Raw genomic sequence first — 16,424 nt, forward strand, 5'->3', positions numbered from 1 at the left:
TCGCTGGCGGGGTACGTAACATCGCCTCAGTGCGCGCTGTCCACGTCGACGGATGGTGCCGGGGTGTCCGCCGAGTCGAGTGCGGCGTGGCGGGGGATGGCCCACATGGCCAGAGCGCCGAGCAGCGCGGGGATGGCGAAGGCGTAGAAGTTCGCCCTGAAGCCCCAGTCGGAACCGATGACGCGGCCTCCGTAGGCGGGACCGAGGATTGCGCCGAGGCGGCCGACGGACAGCGCCCATCCAAGCGCGGTCGCCCGGCTCTCGGTGGCGTAGCGCTTTCCGATGAACGAGCTGACCTGGATGGTTGTACCTATGGTGCCGGCACCGGCGATGGCCACGAGCAGCAGCCGGACGCTGATGGGCAGGGGCAGGCTGAGCAGGAAGATGCACAGAGCGGCCACCAGGAACATGGTCACCGTCACCCGGCGGTCGCCGAGCCGGTCCGCGATGGCACCTGCGACCGGTGTGCCCAGGATGGCGCCCACGTTCAGTGCCAGGACGAAGAGCAGCGCTGACCCGAAGGAGTAACCGCCCTGCGTCATGATCTGGGCGAGCCAGGTGTTGAGGCCGTAGATCAGCAGCATCCCGATGGCCATTCCGACGCCGAACAGCAGGGTGGGGCGCCTGTTGCCGTGGGTGAACAGAGCGCGGATCGGCGCGAGTCTGCTGGTGCCGCCGGGTGCGGTGCCTTCCTGGCCGCTCAGCTTGCTTTTCGTCTGGCTGATCCCGGCACCGGGCTTCAGCCGCGCGCGCTTCTCCCGAGCGGCAAGGAAGCTGGGAGACTCCGGAAGGAGGAAGAACGCCAGCGGTACGAGCAGGAGAACCGGGGCCGCCCCGATCCAGAACATGGTGCGCCAGCCGAGGGCGGGAACTGTGGGGAGCGCGATGAGAGCGGCCAGGATGCCGCCGACGGAGTATCCGCAGAACATCAGGGCGTTGGTCAGGCTGCGGTAGCGCGGGTGCGCGAACTCAAGTGTCAACGCGATGGTTGTCGGGGCGAGGCCGCCCAAACCTATACCGGTCAAGAAGCGCAGGATGCCGAATGTCGTCGGGGTCGGTGCGACGGCGCACAGCACCATCCCGGCTGAGAGCCAGACGAGGCAGAACAGCAGGACCTTTCGTCGCCCCACGAGGTCGGTGATTGTTCCGACAGCGAGCGTTCCGACCAGCATGCCGATAAACGTGTAGGAGCCGATGGCGCCGGCTTCGTCCGGCGTGAGATTCCAGACGTCGTCGTTGAGGAGAACCGGCACGACAGTGCCATAGACGATCAGGTCATAGCCGTCCAGGACGATGCAGGCGAAGCAGATGATGACGACGCGCAGCCGATCCTGCTTTGTCGACATGAGCATGGGGGAAGCCATCGGGTTCTGTGATCCTTCCGCGGGATGTCACTGCTGGCAGCGCGGTGCCTCGGGCACAGTGGCTGTGCGGCACCGCCCTGGCGTGGGTGCGTCAGGCGTTCCGGGGCCGAAGCGGGTGGGATGCCGCCTTCTCCTTGTCCACGGATGACCGGCGCGCTTCCGGTGAGATGTGACGAGGGTCGCTCCCGCTCGGCCCACTACCAACGGGCCGTCCGGCTTGACCGGACAGATACCTTGATGCTCGCCCCAGAACTCGGATAGTCATGAACGGTGGGGCCGGAGTCGCGTCCACGCCTCGGGACTGCGGTGGATGCCTGTGCCCGGTCGGCGCCATCACTCCGTTAGGTGGGGCAGCCGTCGGCCGATGGTCGTTGCCACCAGCAGTAGGTCCTTCACCAACTCGTCGAACACATCGCGTCGGCGTAGCGCGTCCACGGGTGCGGAGATCGACACACCACCTACCGGCACGGCCGCGCGGTTCGTGATAGCGGCGCCGACTGACGCCCTGCCGGAACGCTGGGCGGGGACCGTTGCGAAACCTCGCCGTTTCACCTCGGCGAGATCGGCCTCGAGGGCCTGGCGATCCGGTGCCGGTTGGCATTCGGCCTCGCAAGCCACGGCGATGCGCCGCCACGCTTCCTCCGGTGCCAGCGCGGCAAGCGCCGCCCGGCCGCAGTCGGTGGTGTGCGCGAGTACACGAGAGCCCATATGCACGTCGGTCGGGAGACGCCAGAGGCTCGATGTGCGGTCCAAGTACACGATCCAGCCCCCGACCAGTTGGGCGAGGTGCGCCTCCACCTGATCGAACCGAACGAATCGCTTCCCCACGTCCTTGGCCGCGTCGAGCAGCCCAACGCGTTCGATCACCTGACCGCCGAGACCGATGAAGGCGGGTCCCAGCCGGTACCCACGACCCGGCACCAGCTCCAGCATCTCCGCTTGTACGAGCGCCACGCACAGACCGTGGACCGTGGTCCGTGGAATGCCTGTCCGAGTCGCGATCTGCCGCAAGCTCTGGCAGGGCGCAACGGCATTGAAGCTGTGGAGGATGCGGGTGGCCTTCAGTACCGAGGAGACCGGAGAAACCTTGCGGTGCCTCCCATCCGGTTCACCTGGTGCCTCCATCGACGTGCTCCAGCCGAACTCTGCCGAGGAACCGGACGGACCAATCATGTGAAGAGAGTACCTATCGGACCTGGGGGTGGCCAGATTCGGTCGTGCGTCCGGTAGGCCGGTGCCCGAGCGCGCGGCACGCCCTTACCTGGAGGGACGGAGACTGTCGGCTATCTGCTGCTCCTGTCCCGCACTGCCGGACAGCTTGTGGTCGCCTCCGCGTCGGCGTTTCAAACTCTTCGCATGTCGCGCATTTTTCGTGCAACACCGGGAGACAGCTCGTGGCGGCGTAGGCCCTCTTTGGTCACCTCGCCGATCGATGACGGTCCCGGCATCGTCGCTGGCTACCTCGCACCGCACCCGCCCCACCTGCTGTACGCGGAGAATCCGCCGCAGAACGAACCGCGGTCCCAGGGCGGATGGGAGGTCCTGCGCTGGGCCTACGAGAACGTCAGGAAGCGGATCAAAGCCCTTCGGCCGGACGTTATCGTGATCCACGCCCCGCACTGGATCACGATGGTGGGCCACCACGTGAACTGTGTGCCCAACCCACGCGGTATCTCCGTGGAGCCGATCTTTCCCAACCTGCTGCGCTACCGCTACGACTTCCGGACGGATGTCGAGCTGGCCGAGGCCATCGCAGACCAGGCGTCCGCCGACGGCTTGGTGACCCGGAAGCTCAAGGCCGAAGGGGTGCGCGTCGACTACGCCACCATCACCGCGCTCCACCTGCTGAACCCGGAATGGGATATCCCCGTGGTGTCGCTGTCCGCCAACAACAACCCCTACTACTACTCGACCAGCTCGCTGGACCAGATGGAGGTGCTGGGGGAGGCCACGCGCAAGGCGATCGAGGCGACCGGTCGCCGGGCCGTCCTGGCAGGCTCGAACTCGCTGTCTCATCTGCACTGGGACCGGGAGCCCGAGCTGCCCGAGGACATGGCTGGTGAGCACGTCTACAACAACCACCAGTACCAGTGGGACATGCGCCTGCTCGAACTTGTTCGAGCCGGCCGGACGGGCGACCTCAAGGGGTTCATCCCTGAGCACATCGAAGCCACCGAGTCAGAGACGAAGGCCGGCAGTCTGAGTTGGATGCTGTCCGCTCTCGGGTGGCCCGAAGGAACCGGTGAGGTGCTGGCCTACGGCACGGTTATCGGCACGGGCAACGCCGTCGCGGCCTGGGAACCCAGGGGGGTACCGGCATGAACCGTTCGTCGGGTTTCGCGGGTGCGGCCCTGATTCCGGGGATGCCTCAGCTGCTCGCAGAGCACAAGGCGAGCAGTTGGGATGCGCTCGCGGAGGCAACCACTGAGGTGGGCAGGATCATCGCGGACGAGGCGCCGGACGCGCTGCTGGTCCTCTCGACCCAGTGGTTCACGGTGCTGGGTCACCAGTTCCAGATGGACCCTCGCCCGCAGGGCGTGCACGTCGACGAGAACTGGTACGACTTCGATTACGGGACCCTGAGGTATTCGTTCCCCATCGACGTCGAATTGACTGAGGAATGGGCAGCGGAGACCGAACGGTCCGGCTTTCAAGCCCGGCGTACCCGTTATGAGCACTTTCCCATCGACACGGGAACGATCGTTGCCCAGAGTGTTCTCAACCCCGGCGGCAAGGTCCCTTCCGCTCTTGTCTCGTGCAATCTGTACGCCGCCGCCGACGACCTGGCGGCAATCGCCGGGGCAGGAGTACGGGCAGCGGAATCCTCCGGGAAACGGGTCTTCTTCGTGGCCGTCTCCGGACTGTCCAGCGGCTTGACGCAGCGCTGGATAGCCCCGGAGGAGGACCGCGTCGAGAACCGCGAGCACCAGGTGTGGGACCGCAGGATGCTCGACCTGCTGTCCGACGGTGACCTGGAGCGGGCGCTGGCCGCCCGCGAGCAGTACGCGTCCGCGGCACAGGTGGACAGCCAGTTCCGCGCCCTGGCCTTCCTGGCCGGGACGGGACAACTCACCTCCCCAGCGAGTGTTCTCGCCTACGGCCCCCTGTGGGGCACCGGGGGAGCTGTTGTCCACTGGCCGTCCTCATTCGTAAAAGCAAGTGAGAGGTGAATCGTGAATCACGCGGTGGGGTTTATCGAGGCAGAGGGGTTCGTGCCGGTCTTTGACGCGGTCGACGCCATGGTGAAAGCGACCTCGGTACAGGTGAACGGCACCGTCAGGCTCGGCGGTGGACTTGTGGCGGTCGCGGTCACGGGAGATCTGGCCACGGTGGAGGAAGCCGTGGAGGTAGGAGAGATGGCCGCGCGTGAGGTATCGGGCGCGCGGGTACGTTCGATCATTTTCGCGAGTCCGGCCGGGCCGGTGGCGGCGCTCGCTCTTCATCCGGAACTGCTGGACTCGTAGGAGGGAAGTGCGATGAACCAGTCTGGTCAGGCTGTTGGCCTGGTGGAGACGCGTGGAGTGGTCGCGTTGGCGGCGGGTATCGAGGCGATGCTGAAGACCGCGAATGTGGAAGTGGTCGGGATCGAGCGGATCTCGTACGGGTTTTTCGCGGTCGCGGTAGAGGGGCAACTCGCAGCCGTGCGGCAGGCGCTGGATTCGGGGTCCGCGGCAGTGGGGGAGTACGGGGAACTGCGTGCGGTGCGGATGTATCCGCGTCCTGACGCGGTGTCGCTGGGGCTGTTGGAGAACGGTTCACGTGAGGCGCTGGCGGCAGCGATGTCCCCGGGGGCGAGGAGCCTGGAAGGTGGGGGTGCGGGGTGATAGTCGGCCAGGTCGTCGGACGGTTGTGGAACGACCGGGAAATTCCGTCGTTGGCGAAGCGGCGCCTGGTGATGGTCAAGCCAATCGAGGGGCCGCTGGTCGTGGCCGTCGATCTGGTCGAAGTGGCCGAGGGGAACACGGTGCTGGTGACCGGTGATGACGCGGCCCAGAGGCTGGCCGGTGAGGGCATCGATGCCGCGGTGATCGCCCTGGTCGGCGGCTCCGACCAGAACCACACCCAAGGCGCAGTGGTGTCTCTCGGCGCGCCGGGGCACCCTGCGGACCAAACCCGGGAGTAAACGTGCATGTGAGCCAATCCCAACTCCGCAATTTCGTACGCGGCCGGTTCGTGGAGGGCATCTCGACGTTCGAGAAGGTCAGTCCGGTCGATGGCTCCGTGATAGCGGTCGTCCACGAGGCCGGCTCCGGCCTCGTGGACGCCGCCGTACGCGCGGGGCGAGAGGCGCTGGAGGGCGCCTGGGGGCGTACTACCGTCGCCGAGCGGGCACGCCTGCTCCATCGTGTCGCCGACGCCATCGAAGCCCGGTTCGATGATCTGCTGCGAGCCGAGGTGGCGGATACCGGGAAGCCCGTCCCACTTGCCCGGGAGCTGGATGTCACCCGTGCGGCCATGAACTTCCGCTGCTTTGCCGACATGGTTGCCTGTACCGGTGTGGACGCCTTCATCACCGAGTTCGGGAACGGCGGCAGGGCCCTGAATTACGCGGTGCCCAAACCCCTGGGAGTCGTCGGGGTCATCGTCCCGTGGAACCTTCCGCTCCTTCTGCTCACCTGGAAAGTGGCACCTGCTCTGGCCTGCGGAAACGCGGTGGTCGTCAAGCCTTCGGAGGAGACACCTTCGTCGGCCGTGGTGCTCGCCGAGATCATGGCCGAGGCAGGCGTCCCCGACGGCGTGTTCAACGTGGTCCACGGGTTCGGTGCCGGATCGGCCGGTGAGTTCCTCACCACCCATCCTGGGGTGGACGCGATCACGTTCACCGGGGAGTCGCGCACCGGTTCGGTGATCATGCGCGCTGTGGCCGACCACGTTCGTCCGATTTCGTTTGAGTTGGGGGGCAAGAACGCCGCCATCGTGTTCGCCGACGCCGATCTCGACCAGGCAGTCGAAGGGCTGAGCCGTTCCATCTTCACCAATACCGGACAGGTCTGCCTGTGTACCGAGCGGGTGTATGTCGAGCGGCCGGTTTTCGACGAAGTCGTCTCTCGGCTCAGAGAGAAGGCGACTTCGCTGCGTCTGGGGTCGCCCTACGAGGCCGGGACGACAACCGGACCACTGATTTCCCTCGGGCACAGGACGAAGGTGGCCTCCTTTCTGGAGCGAGCCGTGGAGGACGGCGCCGAGGTCGTCGTCGGCGGTGGCATCCCGGCTCTGGGGCCGGAACTGGACGGCGGAGCGTGGGTCGAGCCCACCCTGTGGACCGGACTGGACAGCTCCTCCCGGGTGATGCGGGAGGAGGTCTTCGGGCCGGTCGCCGGGTTGGTGCCCTTCGACAGCGAGCCCGAAGCGGTGTCGCTGGCCAACGACACCGAGTACGGTCTGGCCGCCGTGGTGTGGACCAGCGATCTGGAGCGGGGCCACCGGGTGGCCCAGCAGATGCGCGTGGGTATGTCATGGGTCAACGCCTGGTACCTGCGCGATCTGCGATCGCCGTTCGGTGGCACCGGCCTGTCCGGGATCGGCCGCGAAGGCGGAAGGCGCTCGCTGGATTTCTACAGTGAGCCCACCAATGTGTGCATCCGCCTGGCTGGTCCCTGACCCTCGGCGAGATACCCAGACGTAAGAAGTTCCCTGGAGCGGGCCGAGGTACGTGCCGCGACCCACCAGTAGTGTGCCCATAGAGAGAGTGAGCGCAGGCATGACTGTATCGCGACCCGCCCACCCCATTGCCGCTGGTGATGACGAGATCAGGGAGGCGCTGCTCGACGCGGATCTGCCTGCCTTGCTGCCGGCCCTCGCTCATCTGACCGGGGACCAGGCGCTCATCGCGGACCGTTTCCGCCCGGCACCTCCCTCACCCGCCGCGGACCTGCTTCCGCAGGGAGGGATGTCCCCCGAGACCCAGGCAGCGGCCCGCGAGCTCGCTCTCACGGCCTTGCGGCGGTACCGCGACGCGGGGGCGCCGCCGCCTGGACCCACATCCCTGGAGGAACAGCGGGCGCTCGTCCGGTTCGTCACAGGAGACCTTCCCGACGACTACCTGCCGCTCCTGAACCATGAACTCGGGCTCACCGGCGACGTCGGGGCGCCCAGCTGGCACAAGGACGAGCTTGCGCCGGACAGGGAATTCACGGTCGCGGTAATCGGGGCCGGGATGTCGGGAATCGCTGCCGCTCACCGCCTCGATCAGGCCGGAATCCCCTATATCGTTCTTGAGAAGAGCGAGGATGTGGGCGGCACCTGGCGGGCGAACCGCTACCCCGGGTGCCGACTGGACACCAGCAATTTCGCTTACAGCTACTCCTTTGCACAGAAGGCCGACTGGCAGAACCAGTTCTCCCCCAGAGACGAGATCTTCGGCTACTTCAACGCGGTCGTCGACGACTTCGCGATCCGCTCACGCATCCGCTTCGGGACCGAGGTCATCTCCGCGTACTTCGACGAGGGGACTACCACCTGGGAGCTGACCTGCGAGTCCGCTGACGGATCACGGTCGGTCGTCCGGGCCAATGCCGTCATCAGCGCGGTCGGCCAACTCAACCGCCCCAGCTACCCGGACATCCCCGGCCGGAATCGTTTCCGAGGGGCGGCGTTCCACACCGCGCAATGGCCGGATGAAGTCGACCTGACAGGGCTGCGGGTGGCCGTCATAGGGACCGGCGCCAGCGCCTACCAGGTGATCCCCGCCATTGCCTCCGACGTCGGGGAACTGCGGGTGTTCCAGCGGACCGCTCCATGGATGATGCCCACCCCCACCTATCACGACAAGCTTTCCGACGGCATGCGCTGGCTGTTGAGGCATGTGCCCAACTACCACCGGTGGTTCAGATTCATGCAGTTCTGGAACAGTCTTGAGGCCAGACGCCAGTTCATGGTGATCGATCCCGACTGGACGTCCGAACGGTCCGTGTCGAAGCTGAACGAAGCGGTGCGCCAGGCACTCCACTCCCACTTGGAGGGGCAGTACGCCGACCGCCCTGACCTGCTGGCCCAGGTGATCCCGGACTATCCCCCGTATACGAAGCGGATGCTGCGTGACAACGGGGACTGGGCGCGCACTCTGAGGTCGGAGCACGTTCACCTGGTCACCGAGGGCATCAAGGAGATCACCGAGAAGGACATCGTGACCGCCGACGGGGCCGAGCACGAGGTGGATGTGATCATCTACGGCACCGGCTTCCTCGCCGCGCACTTCCTCGAACCCATGAAGATCACCGGACGAGGTGGTGTCGACCTGCACGAGCAATGGGCGGGTGACGCACGCGCGTACCTCGGTATCACGATCCCCGGGTTCCCCAACCTGTTCTGCCTCTACGGACCGAACACCAACCTGGTTCTCAACGGGAGCATCATCCTCTTCTCCGAGGCGGGAGTGCACTACACGATCGGCTGCATCCAGGAGCTGATGCGCCGCGGCGCGGGCGCCATGGAATGCCGCCAGGACGTGTTCGAGTCCTACAACGCCCGGATCGACGAGGCGAACCAGTCGATGGCGTGGAGCACGCCGGGGGTCAACAGCTGGTACAAGAACGCCTCCGGTCGGGTCACGCAGAACTGGCCGCTGCCGATCATCGAGTACTGGCGGCTGACAAGGCGGCCTGACCCCGCCGACTACCACTTTGGATAGGACATCCCAGATGCCTGACACCAATCCGAGCCTGCTCCCTGCCGACGGGCCGGCTGTCGCCGTCGCAGGCACCGCCGGCCCCGTCACCGAACGACGGGTCAGGGCAGGGGGGTATACGACGCGCTATCTGGAGGCGGGCGACCCCACCGCACCTGTGCTCCTGCTGCTGCACGACGGCGCGTGGGGCGGCAGCAGCGACGTCACCTGGGGAGCCATGATCCCCATGTTCGCGCAGCACTACCGTGTCCTTGCCCCAGACCTCCTGGGCTTCGGCGGTACCGACAAGGTGGCGTACTTCGACCGGGCCCCTCACGAGTTCCGTATCGAGCACCTGGCGGCCTTTCTGCGAGCCCTGGCCGTGGAAGAACCAGTGCATGTCATCGGCAACTCGTTCGGAGGAACGATCGCCCTGCGGGCTCTGCCCGAAGCAGCACTCCCAGCGCGTTCGGTCGTCAGTATCGCGGGCGGCGGAGGACCGTGGAGAACGCCGTTGTCACGGCAGCTGTCCCGCTGGGACGGGTCGCAGGCCGATATCGAACGCATACTCAGGCTGCTTGTGGACGACTTTCCCGGCTTTGCGGAGCAGGCCGCCAACCGCACCCGCTGGGCCAGGCAACCCGGACACTTCCGCACGATGGCCGCCATCGGGGTGACGTTGCCCGAGCCGCTCAAGCAGCCCCGCCAGGACTCGTGGCCTGCCGCCCTCGCCACGACCGATGTCCCCGTCCTCCTGGTCCAAGGCAAGCGCGACAGCCTGCTGGAGCCCGGCTGGGCCACACACATCGCTGCCGCCGCGCCCCGCTGCGAGGTGGTGGATCTCGCATGCAAGCATGCACCGAACATCGACATGCCTCACGTGCTCCTGCCTGTTCTCCTCAGCTTTCTCCGCCGGATCGACCGCGCGGCAGCGCGGTAACCGTGTACGCCTCGGTGAGCAGTCATCCGACCGCTTGGTCCGACCCCAAGGTCCTGTGGTGGGAACCGGTGTCCGGCCTTGTCGGACACATGTTGGACCGGCTGTGAACCCCGACCTAGGTTCGATTCCATGGCAAAGGTATTTCATTCGGGCGTCGGTGACCGAACGCGCCACCGGCGGCTGGCAAGCAGTCCTGCCAGCCCTCAGGACTGCTGCGACGACGGTCTGCCCCCGAAACTGGCGCTCCCCACGATCACCAAGCCCCAGACGGGTTCGATGCGCGGACCCAGCGCGGGGCCCGGAGAGCACTCATCCCGGGACAGCGCCGCCCTTCGCGTCCTGACGTTGGGGACCGCGGCCGGGCCGGTCGTCTGGCGCGGGCGCACCGGGATCTCGACAGTGATCGTCGTCGAGGGCGTCAGCTACATGGTGGACGCGGGTATCGGTTCCGTCCAGCGGTACCGGCAGCTCGGTCTGCGCTGGGAGGATCTCCGCCACATCTTCATCACTCATATGCACTCCGACCACTACCTGGAACTGCCTCACGCGCTCCTGGTGCCATGGGAGTTGCCGGGGGAGTCCTACACCGACACGTTGTCGATCTGGGGACCCGGTACGGTCCCCCTGGACCTGCCGCATCACGGCCCACCGGGACAACCCAGCTTCCCGAGGCGTGTGGAGAACGTCGCCTCGCCGATCCCCGGTATCAGCGAAGTCGTGGACGGTATCCTCGGCTCGGCGTTTCAGGGCGACCTCAATATCCGGTACGTCGATGAGGACCACGCCGACATCCGTGAGTTCATCCAGACCAGGGACCTACAGATTCCCAAGGACGCCGGCGCGGACTACGCCACCCGCCGGTGCCCGCCCATGGACCCGTTCAAGGTCTTCGAGGACGACCGAGTGAAGGTGACCGCCACCCTGGTCGACCACCGCTTCTGCTTCCCGGCGTTCGCCTACCGATTCGATACCGAGCACGGCTCCGTGGTGTGCAGCGGTGACACCAGGCCGAACGACAATCTGCTGCGGCTCGCCGCCGACAGCGACCTCCTGCTGCATGAGTCGATCCACCTCGACCACCTTCTCTCCGAGCTCAAGCCCGCGCCGGGCCTCATGGAGGGGCTGCTCGCCAACTGGGAGGAGCGCCACACGCTGCACTCCGTGGTGGGCAAGGTGGCCGAGTCCGCCGCGGTATCCAACCTCGTCCTCAGCCACCTCGCTCCCGCGCACACCGATGTCGTCTCGGACGACGAGTGGCTGGAGCACGTACGGCGAGACTTCAGAGGCGGCAGCGTCGTCGGGCACGACCTGCACGAGATCCGGCTGGTGGGGCGACCCGGCCGCAGAAAGGACATGCAGATGCGACCTGCGAAGGGTGTGCTGTGACGATGAGTGAGTCAGACCGGACGGATGGTCCAGTGCGAACACACGGGACCTGTGGAACCGCCGGCCACCGGGGCGGAGGCGCGCGGTCTTGAACACCGTCTCTCCTGAAGAGCGTCTCGCACAACTCGGCCTGGTGCTTCCGCCGCTACGGCCGAAGGCCGGCAACTACCTGGGATATGTACGCCACGGCGACCTGCTGTTCCTCTCCGGTCAAGGCGCCGACGGGCACGTCGGGCACGTCGGAGTCGACCGCACGGTCGAGGAGGGACGCCTCGCCGCACGTGACTGCATGCTGAACCTGCTGGCACAGACACGTGACGCCCTCGGGTCGCTGGATCGGGTGGGCCGGATCATCAAGACCCTGGGATTCGTCGCCTGCGCCCCCGAGTTCCGCGACGCGCCGAAGGTCATCGACGGCGCTTCCGACCTCCTGCACGAGCTGTTCGACCCCGAGCGCGGTTCGCATGCCCGTTCTGCCATCGGAGCGTCCGCGCTCCCGTTGGGCTTCACGGTCGAGATTGAGATGGTCCTGTCCATAGAGCACTGAAGGCTGCCGGGCCCGGCGACTGTCACCACCCGGCCGCCAGGCCCGGCGTACTGCGGATGCGGCGGCCTCCGACGGTTCGCGAACGCCCGCTCCGGCGATGCCGGGCTGGCGGGTCGCCGAAGAGAAAGCGCCGTGCCCCGGCTCGGGACCGAATGAGTGCACGTCCTGGGCCGCGCTCAGGGTGGAGTTCGCCACACGATGCCACAAGGAGAGCCCTCGTGAGTGACTGGACAATCGACCGAGCGGTGGACGAACTGCTCAGCCGGGAGGCCGGTCGCCGAGCCGGCGACCGGATCAGCGACGACTGGAAGAGTCTTGACCTCCCCACCGCGTACCAGGTGCAGGATGCCCTAGTACGCCGCAAGGTCGACTCTGGCGAGAAGATCGTTGGGGTCAAGCTCGGCCTCACCTCCCGTGCCAAGCAGCAGCGCATGGGCATCGACTCCCCGCTCACCGCATGGCTCACGGATGCGATGGTGCTGCCGGAGGGTGCGTCTGTGCCACTCCATGAGCTGATCCATCCCCGCGTCGAGCCGGAGATCGCCTTCGTGATGGGGGAACGGCTGTGCGGACCAGGGGTCACCGCCGCGACCGCACTCGCTGCCGTCCGCAGCGTGCATGCCGGGTTCGAGGTCATCGACAGCCGTTTTGCCGATTTCTCCTTCGCGCTGGCCGATGTGGTCGCTGACAACGCCTCGTCGTCCCGCTTCGTCATCGGCGGGCTCGGACTGCCGCCGCAGGCACTTGACCTCGCGCTGGAGACCTGTGATCTGGGGGCCGACGGCGAGATCATCGACTCCGCAACCGGCGCTGCGGTACAGGGCCACCCTGCGGAAGCGCTCGCCCTGGCGGCGAATTCGCTCGGCGCACGCGGGATCGCCATCGAAGAGGGGTGGCTCGTGCTCAGCGGAGGACTGACGGACGCGGTGCCCATGGTGCCGGGGCAGGAGATCAGCGCGGAGTTCACCCACCTCGGCACGCTGAGGTTGACCAGCGTCTGAAACCGGGGAGCGGCGACGCCGCCGGCCCCCACGGAGTCCTCATACCCGTTCGATTCAGTCGCGTCAGGGGAACTCACGGGGGTCGGCATGGACCGTGAGGGGAGCCGAACCACCCCCGACCGAATCCCCCTTCCCGGCCCCGCCTCGTATTCAGGGAGCCTCCCGTGATTGTCCTGCTCACCGATCCGGACAGCCGGTACCCGTGCCGCACACCTGCAGGGAGGGTCCCGTGAGCTTCCCCTGGTCCACCGCGCCCCGCACCGGTCGCTCCGCCCCGTGGTACGAAGAGGGCGAGGAGCCGGACTACCGTTTCTCGCTGGCCAATGAGCGTACGTTCCTCGCCTGGTTCAGAACGGGCCTCGCCCTGATCGCGGGAGCCCTCGCTGTGGCCCAGTTCATCCAACCGCACACGCGAGGGACCGTGGGGACGGCACTCGGCGCGCTACTGGCGGTGACAGGAGCCCTGTTGTGTACCGCGGCATACTGGCGATGGCGCACGGTCCAACGAGCGATGCGCCACAAGCAGCCACTGCCGCCCACCCGAATGCTGTCGGCGCTGGCACTCGGCGCCTCGCTGACGGGCCTCGGCCTGCTTTTCCTGATCGCCAAGGGACCATGACGTCGCAAAAGCGCGCCGAACGGACACGAGATTCCGGCCTGCAGTCCGAACGGACCGCACTCGCGAGCCGCCGCACTGCACTCTCTGCACTAGCCGTGGCGATCCTGGCACTGTGCAACGGACTCACCCACCCGGGACCGGCCGCCACAGCCGCAGGAATTCTCCTCATCGCAGTGGCGGCTCTGACCATGGCCACGAAGACCAACATCCGTATCCGGCACATGACGATGACCTGCTGCGCGACAGGTGTCGGCATCCTGATCACCGCGCAGGCCACGTCTCCAACCCTTTGAAACCAGCGAAGTGAAGTGAGCTGTACCGAGATTTGTGGAGTCCCTGATGCCAGGGTTACGGTCCTGGCGAAGGAGAACCACCAGCACCATGGCAGCACCCCGTAAATACCCGGACGAGCTCCGCGAGCGCGCGGTCCGAGAGGTCCGAACCAGCGGTCGGCCGATCGCCCATGTCGCGAAGTCGCGCAGACCGTTCAGCCACAGGCACGCATTACGTACGTCGACAACGACCCGCTGGTCCTGGCCCACGCCAGGGCACTCCTGACGAGCGCACCGGCAGGTATGACGGACTACGTCCACGCGGACATGCTCGGAAGCCGAGCACGTCCTCCGGGAAGCCGGTCGGACTCTGGACATGACCCGGCCCATCGCCGTCATGTTCCTGTCCACACTGGGACACGTCGAGCCCCAGACCGGTATCGACCCCACCCGGCAATACATGGCCGCCCTCCCGGCAGGCAGCCACCTCGTCCTCTGCGACACGGGTTGGCCGGGGTTCACCACGTGGTGAAGTCCACCGCGCGGACGCAGTGTGGGTCGGTCTCGTCGACCGTCCAGCGTTCCTCCTCGCGCACGAGCGCCGGGAGAGCGGCGAGCAGTGCGGTCAGCGCGCCGGTGAGGCGCACGTCGGCCGCGACCAGGCCCTCGGCTTCCTCGACTGCGACGTAGAGCCGCATGCCGTCATGACTGGTGAGGAGGAACCCGCACAGTGCCGGGCTCGGCGGTGTCTCCACGGACGGCCAGGCCAGGGTCCGCAGCACGCGCAGCGCATGGTCGGTGCGTGCCGGTGGTGCCGGTTCGACGGCGGAGGTGTCCACCCGGATCAGGCTCATGCCCATCATGGTTGTGTCCGGGTTCGGGGGAGTACCGGCTGCGAGCGTTCGTGTCCAGCCCAGGATCAGTGGGGCGGTGACCGGCTCGTCATCGTCGTCGACCAGTGGGATCTCGTAGGCGACCAGCGCGCGCGGCGTCCTCGTGCCGGGGTCGCCGGTGACGATCCGGACGGCGTCCTGCGTCGGCAGAACTCCGCGCAGGAGGGTCCGGCCGATCAGGGGAACCGCGGTGTAGTCGAGAAGGAAACGTGTGAGATACGCCTGGTGCTCGACCGTCTCCTGGCACAGTCCGCTCACGCGTTGACCCAGTCCGGGCATTTGGTGACGCCCTTGCAGTAGGCCGTGATGACACCGATCTTCTGGCCCTTTCCCGCATCGTACTCACCATCTGCGGTACGGCGGGCGTACTGCACGATGACCACGATCTTGACCATTCGGCGGCCGTTGCGGGCGACCCCGTAGTACCCTAGGCGCCCCCCGTTCTTTCGATCCACCTTCCCGGCCAGGGCAGCATTGACGACCCTGCACTTCCTGATGTTGTGCTTGCCGGAGAAGTGGCTCCAGCCGAGATCGCCGTTGCCGTACCGAGTGGGAATCACCCTTCCCTCGGGATCGGATTCCTCGCACTTCACCTTCTTGCTCCAGTACCGGTCCGCCGACGCCTCGGTGGCCGGCCCGGCAGCAACGAGCAGTGCAGCACCTGCAACGGCCGCGGCCACGACGTTGATCGCCTTCATGGCCGGACCGTGCCACACCTCGGCCAGGAACGTGCCTGCTTCGCCGACAGAATCGTTCCCCCGTCCCCCATACGGAGGACCCAGGGCCCCACCCGAAGTGCTGGCCTCCGCCGAGCACTTTCGCGTCCAGTACGGCGAGACCAGCCGCCCTCATCGACGCCAGCCCGCATGCCCTCGGCCAGGCACCGCTGTGAGCGCGTAGCGGCTAGTGCAGCATCAGGCAACGTTCGCTTCGTTGTGACGTGTCGTCCGGTTGCTGTGTCTGGTGGTACGGGGCGGTCAGAGTGATCAGGTGGCTGAACGTGTGCGGGTCCGGGAGATCGATGACGACGAGGGCAGGCGGTTGCTGCGGACCTTCGCCGGGGTACCGGTTCGGTGGTGACGTGGCGGCGGGCGCAGATGGTGCTGCTGTCCGGGCACGGCATGTCCGTGGCGAGGATCGGATCGCCGGGGTGACGTTCACGAGCCCGGATCGGGTCCGGGGCGTGATCCACAACTTCAACGCGGACGGCTTTGAGGCGCTCTACCCGAAGTGCAAGGGTGGCCGGCCGAGGACCTTTACGCCCGGCCGAGGTGGGAGAACAGCGGGTTCAATCTCGCTGGTGTGGTCTGCCCGGATCCCGGAGGGCTCGTCAAGTGGCCGGCGGGGTTGACGATCCTGGTGCCGAAATCAGGCCTGGCTTTCTCGCATCCAGGCCGCTGCCCGCTCTCCGCTGAAGGTCGCGGTGCTGAACCCGACAACCGGACGCATCCTCTTCGTACGCGTCAGCCCGACCCCAGAGGTTGCCATGAGGCCTTACTGACTTTGGCTCGTCAGGGTGAACTTTCCCGAAGTCTCTGATGGGCTCGGTGTGATGGCTGTATTGGGTGGTGTGTGAGGTATGCGGATGGGGGCGGGCTGACCGCTGCGGGACGGCTGCGCCGGGAGACGGTGCGTATGCAGGCGGCCGAGTTGTTCGAGCCAGCCTCGCTGTCGTCGCTCTCCACCGACTCGAAGCCCTCGTCCGCAACCGACTCAAACGCCTCCAATACCGGCCCGACACCCTCAACGGCTTCATCACCGGGACCGGCCTCGCCCTCGACACCCAACGTCACCCT

17 protein-coding genes and 2 pseudogenes are annotated in these 16,424 nt (G+C 66.8%); 15 read left to right on the forward strand and 4 right to left on the reverse strand.

Translation table 11 applies throughout. The features are described from left to right. Positions 1 to 26 precede the first annotated feature (26 nt). Positions 27 to 1,352: an MFS transporter gene (locus ACIHCL_RS32640; RefSeq protein WP_399867697.1), complete on the reverse strand. Its 1,326-nt coding sequence runs from the start codon at positions 1,350 to 1,352 to the stop codon at positions 27 to 29. Between the two features lie 345 nt (positions 1,353 to 1,697). Beyond that, entirely contained in the window at positions 1,698 to 2,537 is an 840-nt protein-coding gene (locus tag ACIHCL_RS32645; protein ID WP_399867699.1) for an IclR family transcriptional regulator, read from the reverse strand. Between the two features lie 240 nt (positions 2,538 to 2,777). On the opposite strand from ACIHCL_RS32645, the gene ACIHCL_RS32650 reads away from it, so the two are divergent. The 14 genes and pseudogenes from ACIHCL_RS32650 to ACIHCL_RS32715 all read left to right on the forward strand — a co-directional run. Then, on the forward strand, positions 2,778 to 3,686 hold the full coding sequence (locus ACIHCL_RS32650) for a tRNA U-34 5-methylaminomethyl-2-thiouridine biosynthesis protein (RefSeq protein ID WP_399867701.1): 909 nt from the start codon (positions 2,778 to 2,780) through the stop codon (positions 3,684 to 3,686). Next, on the forward strand, positions 3,683 to 4,534 hold the full coding sequence (locus ACIHCL_RS32655; protein ID WP_399867702.1) for a hypothetical protein: 852 nt from the start codon (positions 3,683 to 3,685) through the stop codon (positions 4,532 to 4,534). Before ACIHCL_RS32650 ends, ACIHCL_RS32655 begins: the two co-directional genes overlap by 4 nt. Positions 4,535 to 4,537: 3 nt before the next feature. Further along, positions 4,538 to 4,828, forward strand: coding sequence for a BMC domain-containing protein (locus tag ACIHCL_RS32660; RefSeq protein ID WP_399867703.1), 291 nt, complete (start codon positions 4,538 to 4,540; stop codon positions 4,826 to 4,828). A 12-nt stretch (positions 4,829 to 4,840) separates the two neighbouring features. Then, positions 4,841 to 5,188: a BMC domain-containing protein gene (locus ACIHCL_RS32665; protein ID WP_399867705.1), complete on the forward strand. Its 348-nt coding sequence runs from the start codon at positions 4,841 to 4,843 to the stop codon at positions 5,186 to 5,188. After that, positions 5,185 to 5,487: a EutN/CcmL family microcompartment protein gene (locus ACIHCL_RS32670; RefSeq protein WP_399867707.1), complete on the forward strand. Its 303-nt coding sequence runs from the start codon at positions 5,185 to 5,187 to the stop codon at positions 5,485 to 5,487. The genes ACIHCL_RS32665 and ACIHCL_RS32670 overlap by 4 nt, the downstream gene beginning before the upstream one ends. 8 nt (positions 5,488 to 5,495) lie before the next feature. Then, complete coding sequence (locus ACIHCL_RS32675) at positions 5,496 to 6,965, forward strand: 2-hydroxymuconic semialdehyde dehydrogenase (protein ID WP_399867709.1); 1,470 nt, start codon at positions 5,496 to 5,498, stop codon at positions 6,963 to 6,965. Between the two features lie 100 nt (positions 6,966 to 7,065). Beyond that, a complete protein-coding gene (locus ACIHCL_RS32680) occupies positions 7,066 to 8,994 on the forward strand; it encodes a flavin-containing monooxygenase (protein WP_399867711.1) in 1,929 nt (642 codons plus the stop codon). A 10-nt stretch (positions 8,995 to 9,004) separates the two neighbouring features. Further along, positions 9,005 to 9,910 carry an alpha/beta fold hydrolase gene (locus ACIHCL_RS32685; protein ID WP_399867713.1) on the forward strand — a complete coding sequence of 302 codons (906 nt, stop codon included), beginning with the start codon at positions 9,005 to 9,007 and terminating at the stop codon, positions 9,908 to 9,910. A gap of 129 nt (positions 9,911 to 10,039) precedes the next feature. Next, entirely contained in the window at positions 10,040 to 11,296 is a 1,257-nt protein-coding gene (locus ACIHCL_RS32690; RefSeq protein WP_399867715.1) for an MBL fold metallo-hydrolase, read from the forward strand. Between the two features lie 88 nt (positions 11,297 to 11,384). Then, entirely contained in the window at positions 11,385 to 11,843 is a 459-nt protein-coding gene (locus ACIHCL_RS32695) for a RidA family protein (RefSeq protein WP_399867717.1), read from the forward strand. Between the two features lie 218 nt (positions 11,844 to 12,061). After that, positions 12,062 to 12,844 carry a 2-keto-4-pentenoate hydratase gene (locus ACIHCL_RS32700; protein ID WP_399867719.1) on the forward strand — a complete coding sequence of 261 codons (783 nt, stop codon included), beginning with the start codon at positions 12,062 to 12,064 and terminating at the stop codon, positions 12,842 to 12,844. Between the two features lie 229 nt (positions 12,845 to 13,073). Then, positions 13,074 to 13,463, forward strand: coding sequence for a YidH family protein (locus ACIHCL_RS32705; protein ID WP_399867721.1), 390 nt, complete (start codon positions 13,074 to 13,076; stop codon positions 13,461 to 13,463). Further along, positions 13,460 to 13,756, forward strand: coding sequence for a DUF202 domain-containing protein (locus tag ACIHCL_RS32710; RefSeq protein WP_399867722.1), 297 nt, complete (start codon positions 13,460 to 13,462; stop codon positions 13,754 to 13,756). Before ACIHCL_RS32705 ends, ACIHCL_RS32710 begins: the two co-directional genes overlap by 4 nt. 177 nt (positions 13,757 to 13,933) lie before the next feature. Then, positions 13,934 to 14,240, forward strand: a pseudogene (locus tag ACIHCL_RS32715) (SAM-dependent methyltransferase); the annotation flags it as partial. Positions 14,241 to 14,253: 13 nt separating this feature from the next. Here the strand turns inward: ACIHCL_RS32715 and ACIHCL_RS32720 are convergent. Together ACIHCL_RS32720 and ACIHCL_RS32725 are read right to left on the reverse strand one after the other, a co-directional pair. Continuing rightward, positions 14,254 to 14,907, reverse strand: a complete 654-nt coding sequence (locus ACIHCL_RS32720) for a hypothetical protein (protein WP_399867724.1) — start codon at positions 14,905 to 14,907, stop codon at positions 14,254 to 14,256. Continuing rightward, positions 14,883 to 15,326 (reverse strand): hypothetical protein, encoded by a 444-nt coding sequence (locus tag ACIHCL_RS32725; RefSeq protein ID WP_399867726.1) that lies wholly within the window; start codon positions 15,324 to 15,326, stop codon positions 14,883 to 14,885. Before ACIHCL_RS32725 ends, ACIHCL_RS32720 begins: the two co-directional genes overlap by 25 nt. Positions 15,327 to 15,618: 292 nt before the next feature. Between ACIHCL_RS32725 and ACIHCL_RS32730 the strand changes: the two are divergent. After that, positions 15,619 to 15,889: pseudogene (locus tag ACIHCL_RS32730) on the forward strand (helix-turn-helix domain-containing protein); the annotation flags it as partial. Positions 15,890 to 16,424 lie beyond the last annotated feature (535 nt).

The sequence above is a fragment of the Streptomyces sp. NPDC052042 genome, assembly GCF_044548345.1.
Classification (GTDB): domain Bacteria; phylum Actinomycetota; class Actinomycetes; order Streptomycetales; family Streptomycetaceae; genus Streptomyces.

What these genes read in the sequence shown, in the direction of transcription:
- ACIHCL_RS32640 (WP_399867697.1), bottom strand. Translation starts at nt 1,352, where the DNA reads ATGCTCATGTCGACAAAGCAGGATCGGCTGCGCGTCGTCATCATCTGC.
- ACIHCL_RS32645 (WP_399867699.1), bottom strand. Translation starts at nt 2,537, where the DNA reads ATGATTGGTCCGTCCGGTTCCTCGGCAGAGTTCGGCTGGAGCACGTCG.
- ACIHCL_RS32655 (WP_399867702.1), top strand. Translation starts at nt 3,683, where the DNA reads ATGAACCGTTCGTCGGGTTTCGCGGGTGCGGCCCTGATTCCGGGGATG.
- ACIHCL_RS32665 (WP_399867705.1), top strand. Translation starts at nt 4,841, where the DNA reads ATGAACCAGTCTGGTCAGGCTGTTGGCCTGGTGGAGACGCGTGGAGTG.
- ACIHCL_RS32680 (WP_399867711.1), top strand. Translation starts at nt 7,066, where the DNA reads ATGACTGTATCGCGACCCGCCCACCCCATTGCCGCTGGTGATGACGAG.
- ACIHCL_RS32685 (WP_399867713.1), top strand. Translation starts at nt 9,005, where the DNA reads ATGCCTGACACCAATCCGAGCCTGCTCCCTGCCGACGGGCCGGCTGTC.
- ACIHCL_RS32690 (WP_399867715.1), top strand. Translation starts at nt 10,040, where the DNA reads ATGGCAAAGGTATTTCATTCGGGCGTCGGTGACCGAACGCGCCACCGG.
- ACIHCL_RS32710 (WP_399867722.1), top strand. Translation starts at nt 13,460, where the DNA reads ATGACGTCGCAAAAGCGCGCCGAACGGACACGAGATTCCGGCCTGCAG.
- ACIHCL_RS32720 (WP_399867724.1), bottom strand. Translation starts at nt 14,907, where the DNA reads ATGCCCGGACTGGGTCAACGCGTGAGCGGACTGTGCCAGGAGACGGTC.
- ACIHCL_RS32725 (WP_399867726.1), bottom strand. Translation starts at nt 15,326, where the DNA reads ATGAAGGCGATCAACGTCGTGGCCGCGGCCGTTGCAGGTGCTGCACTG.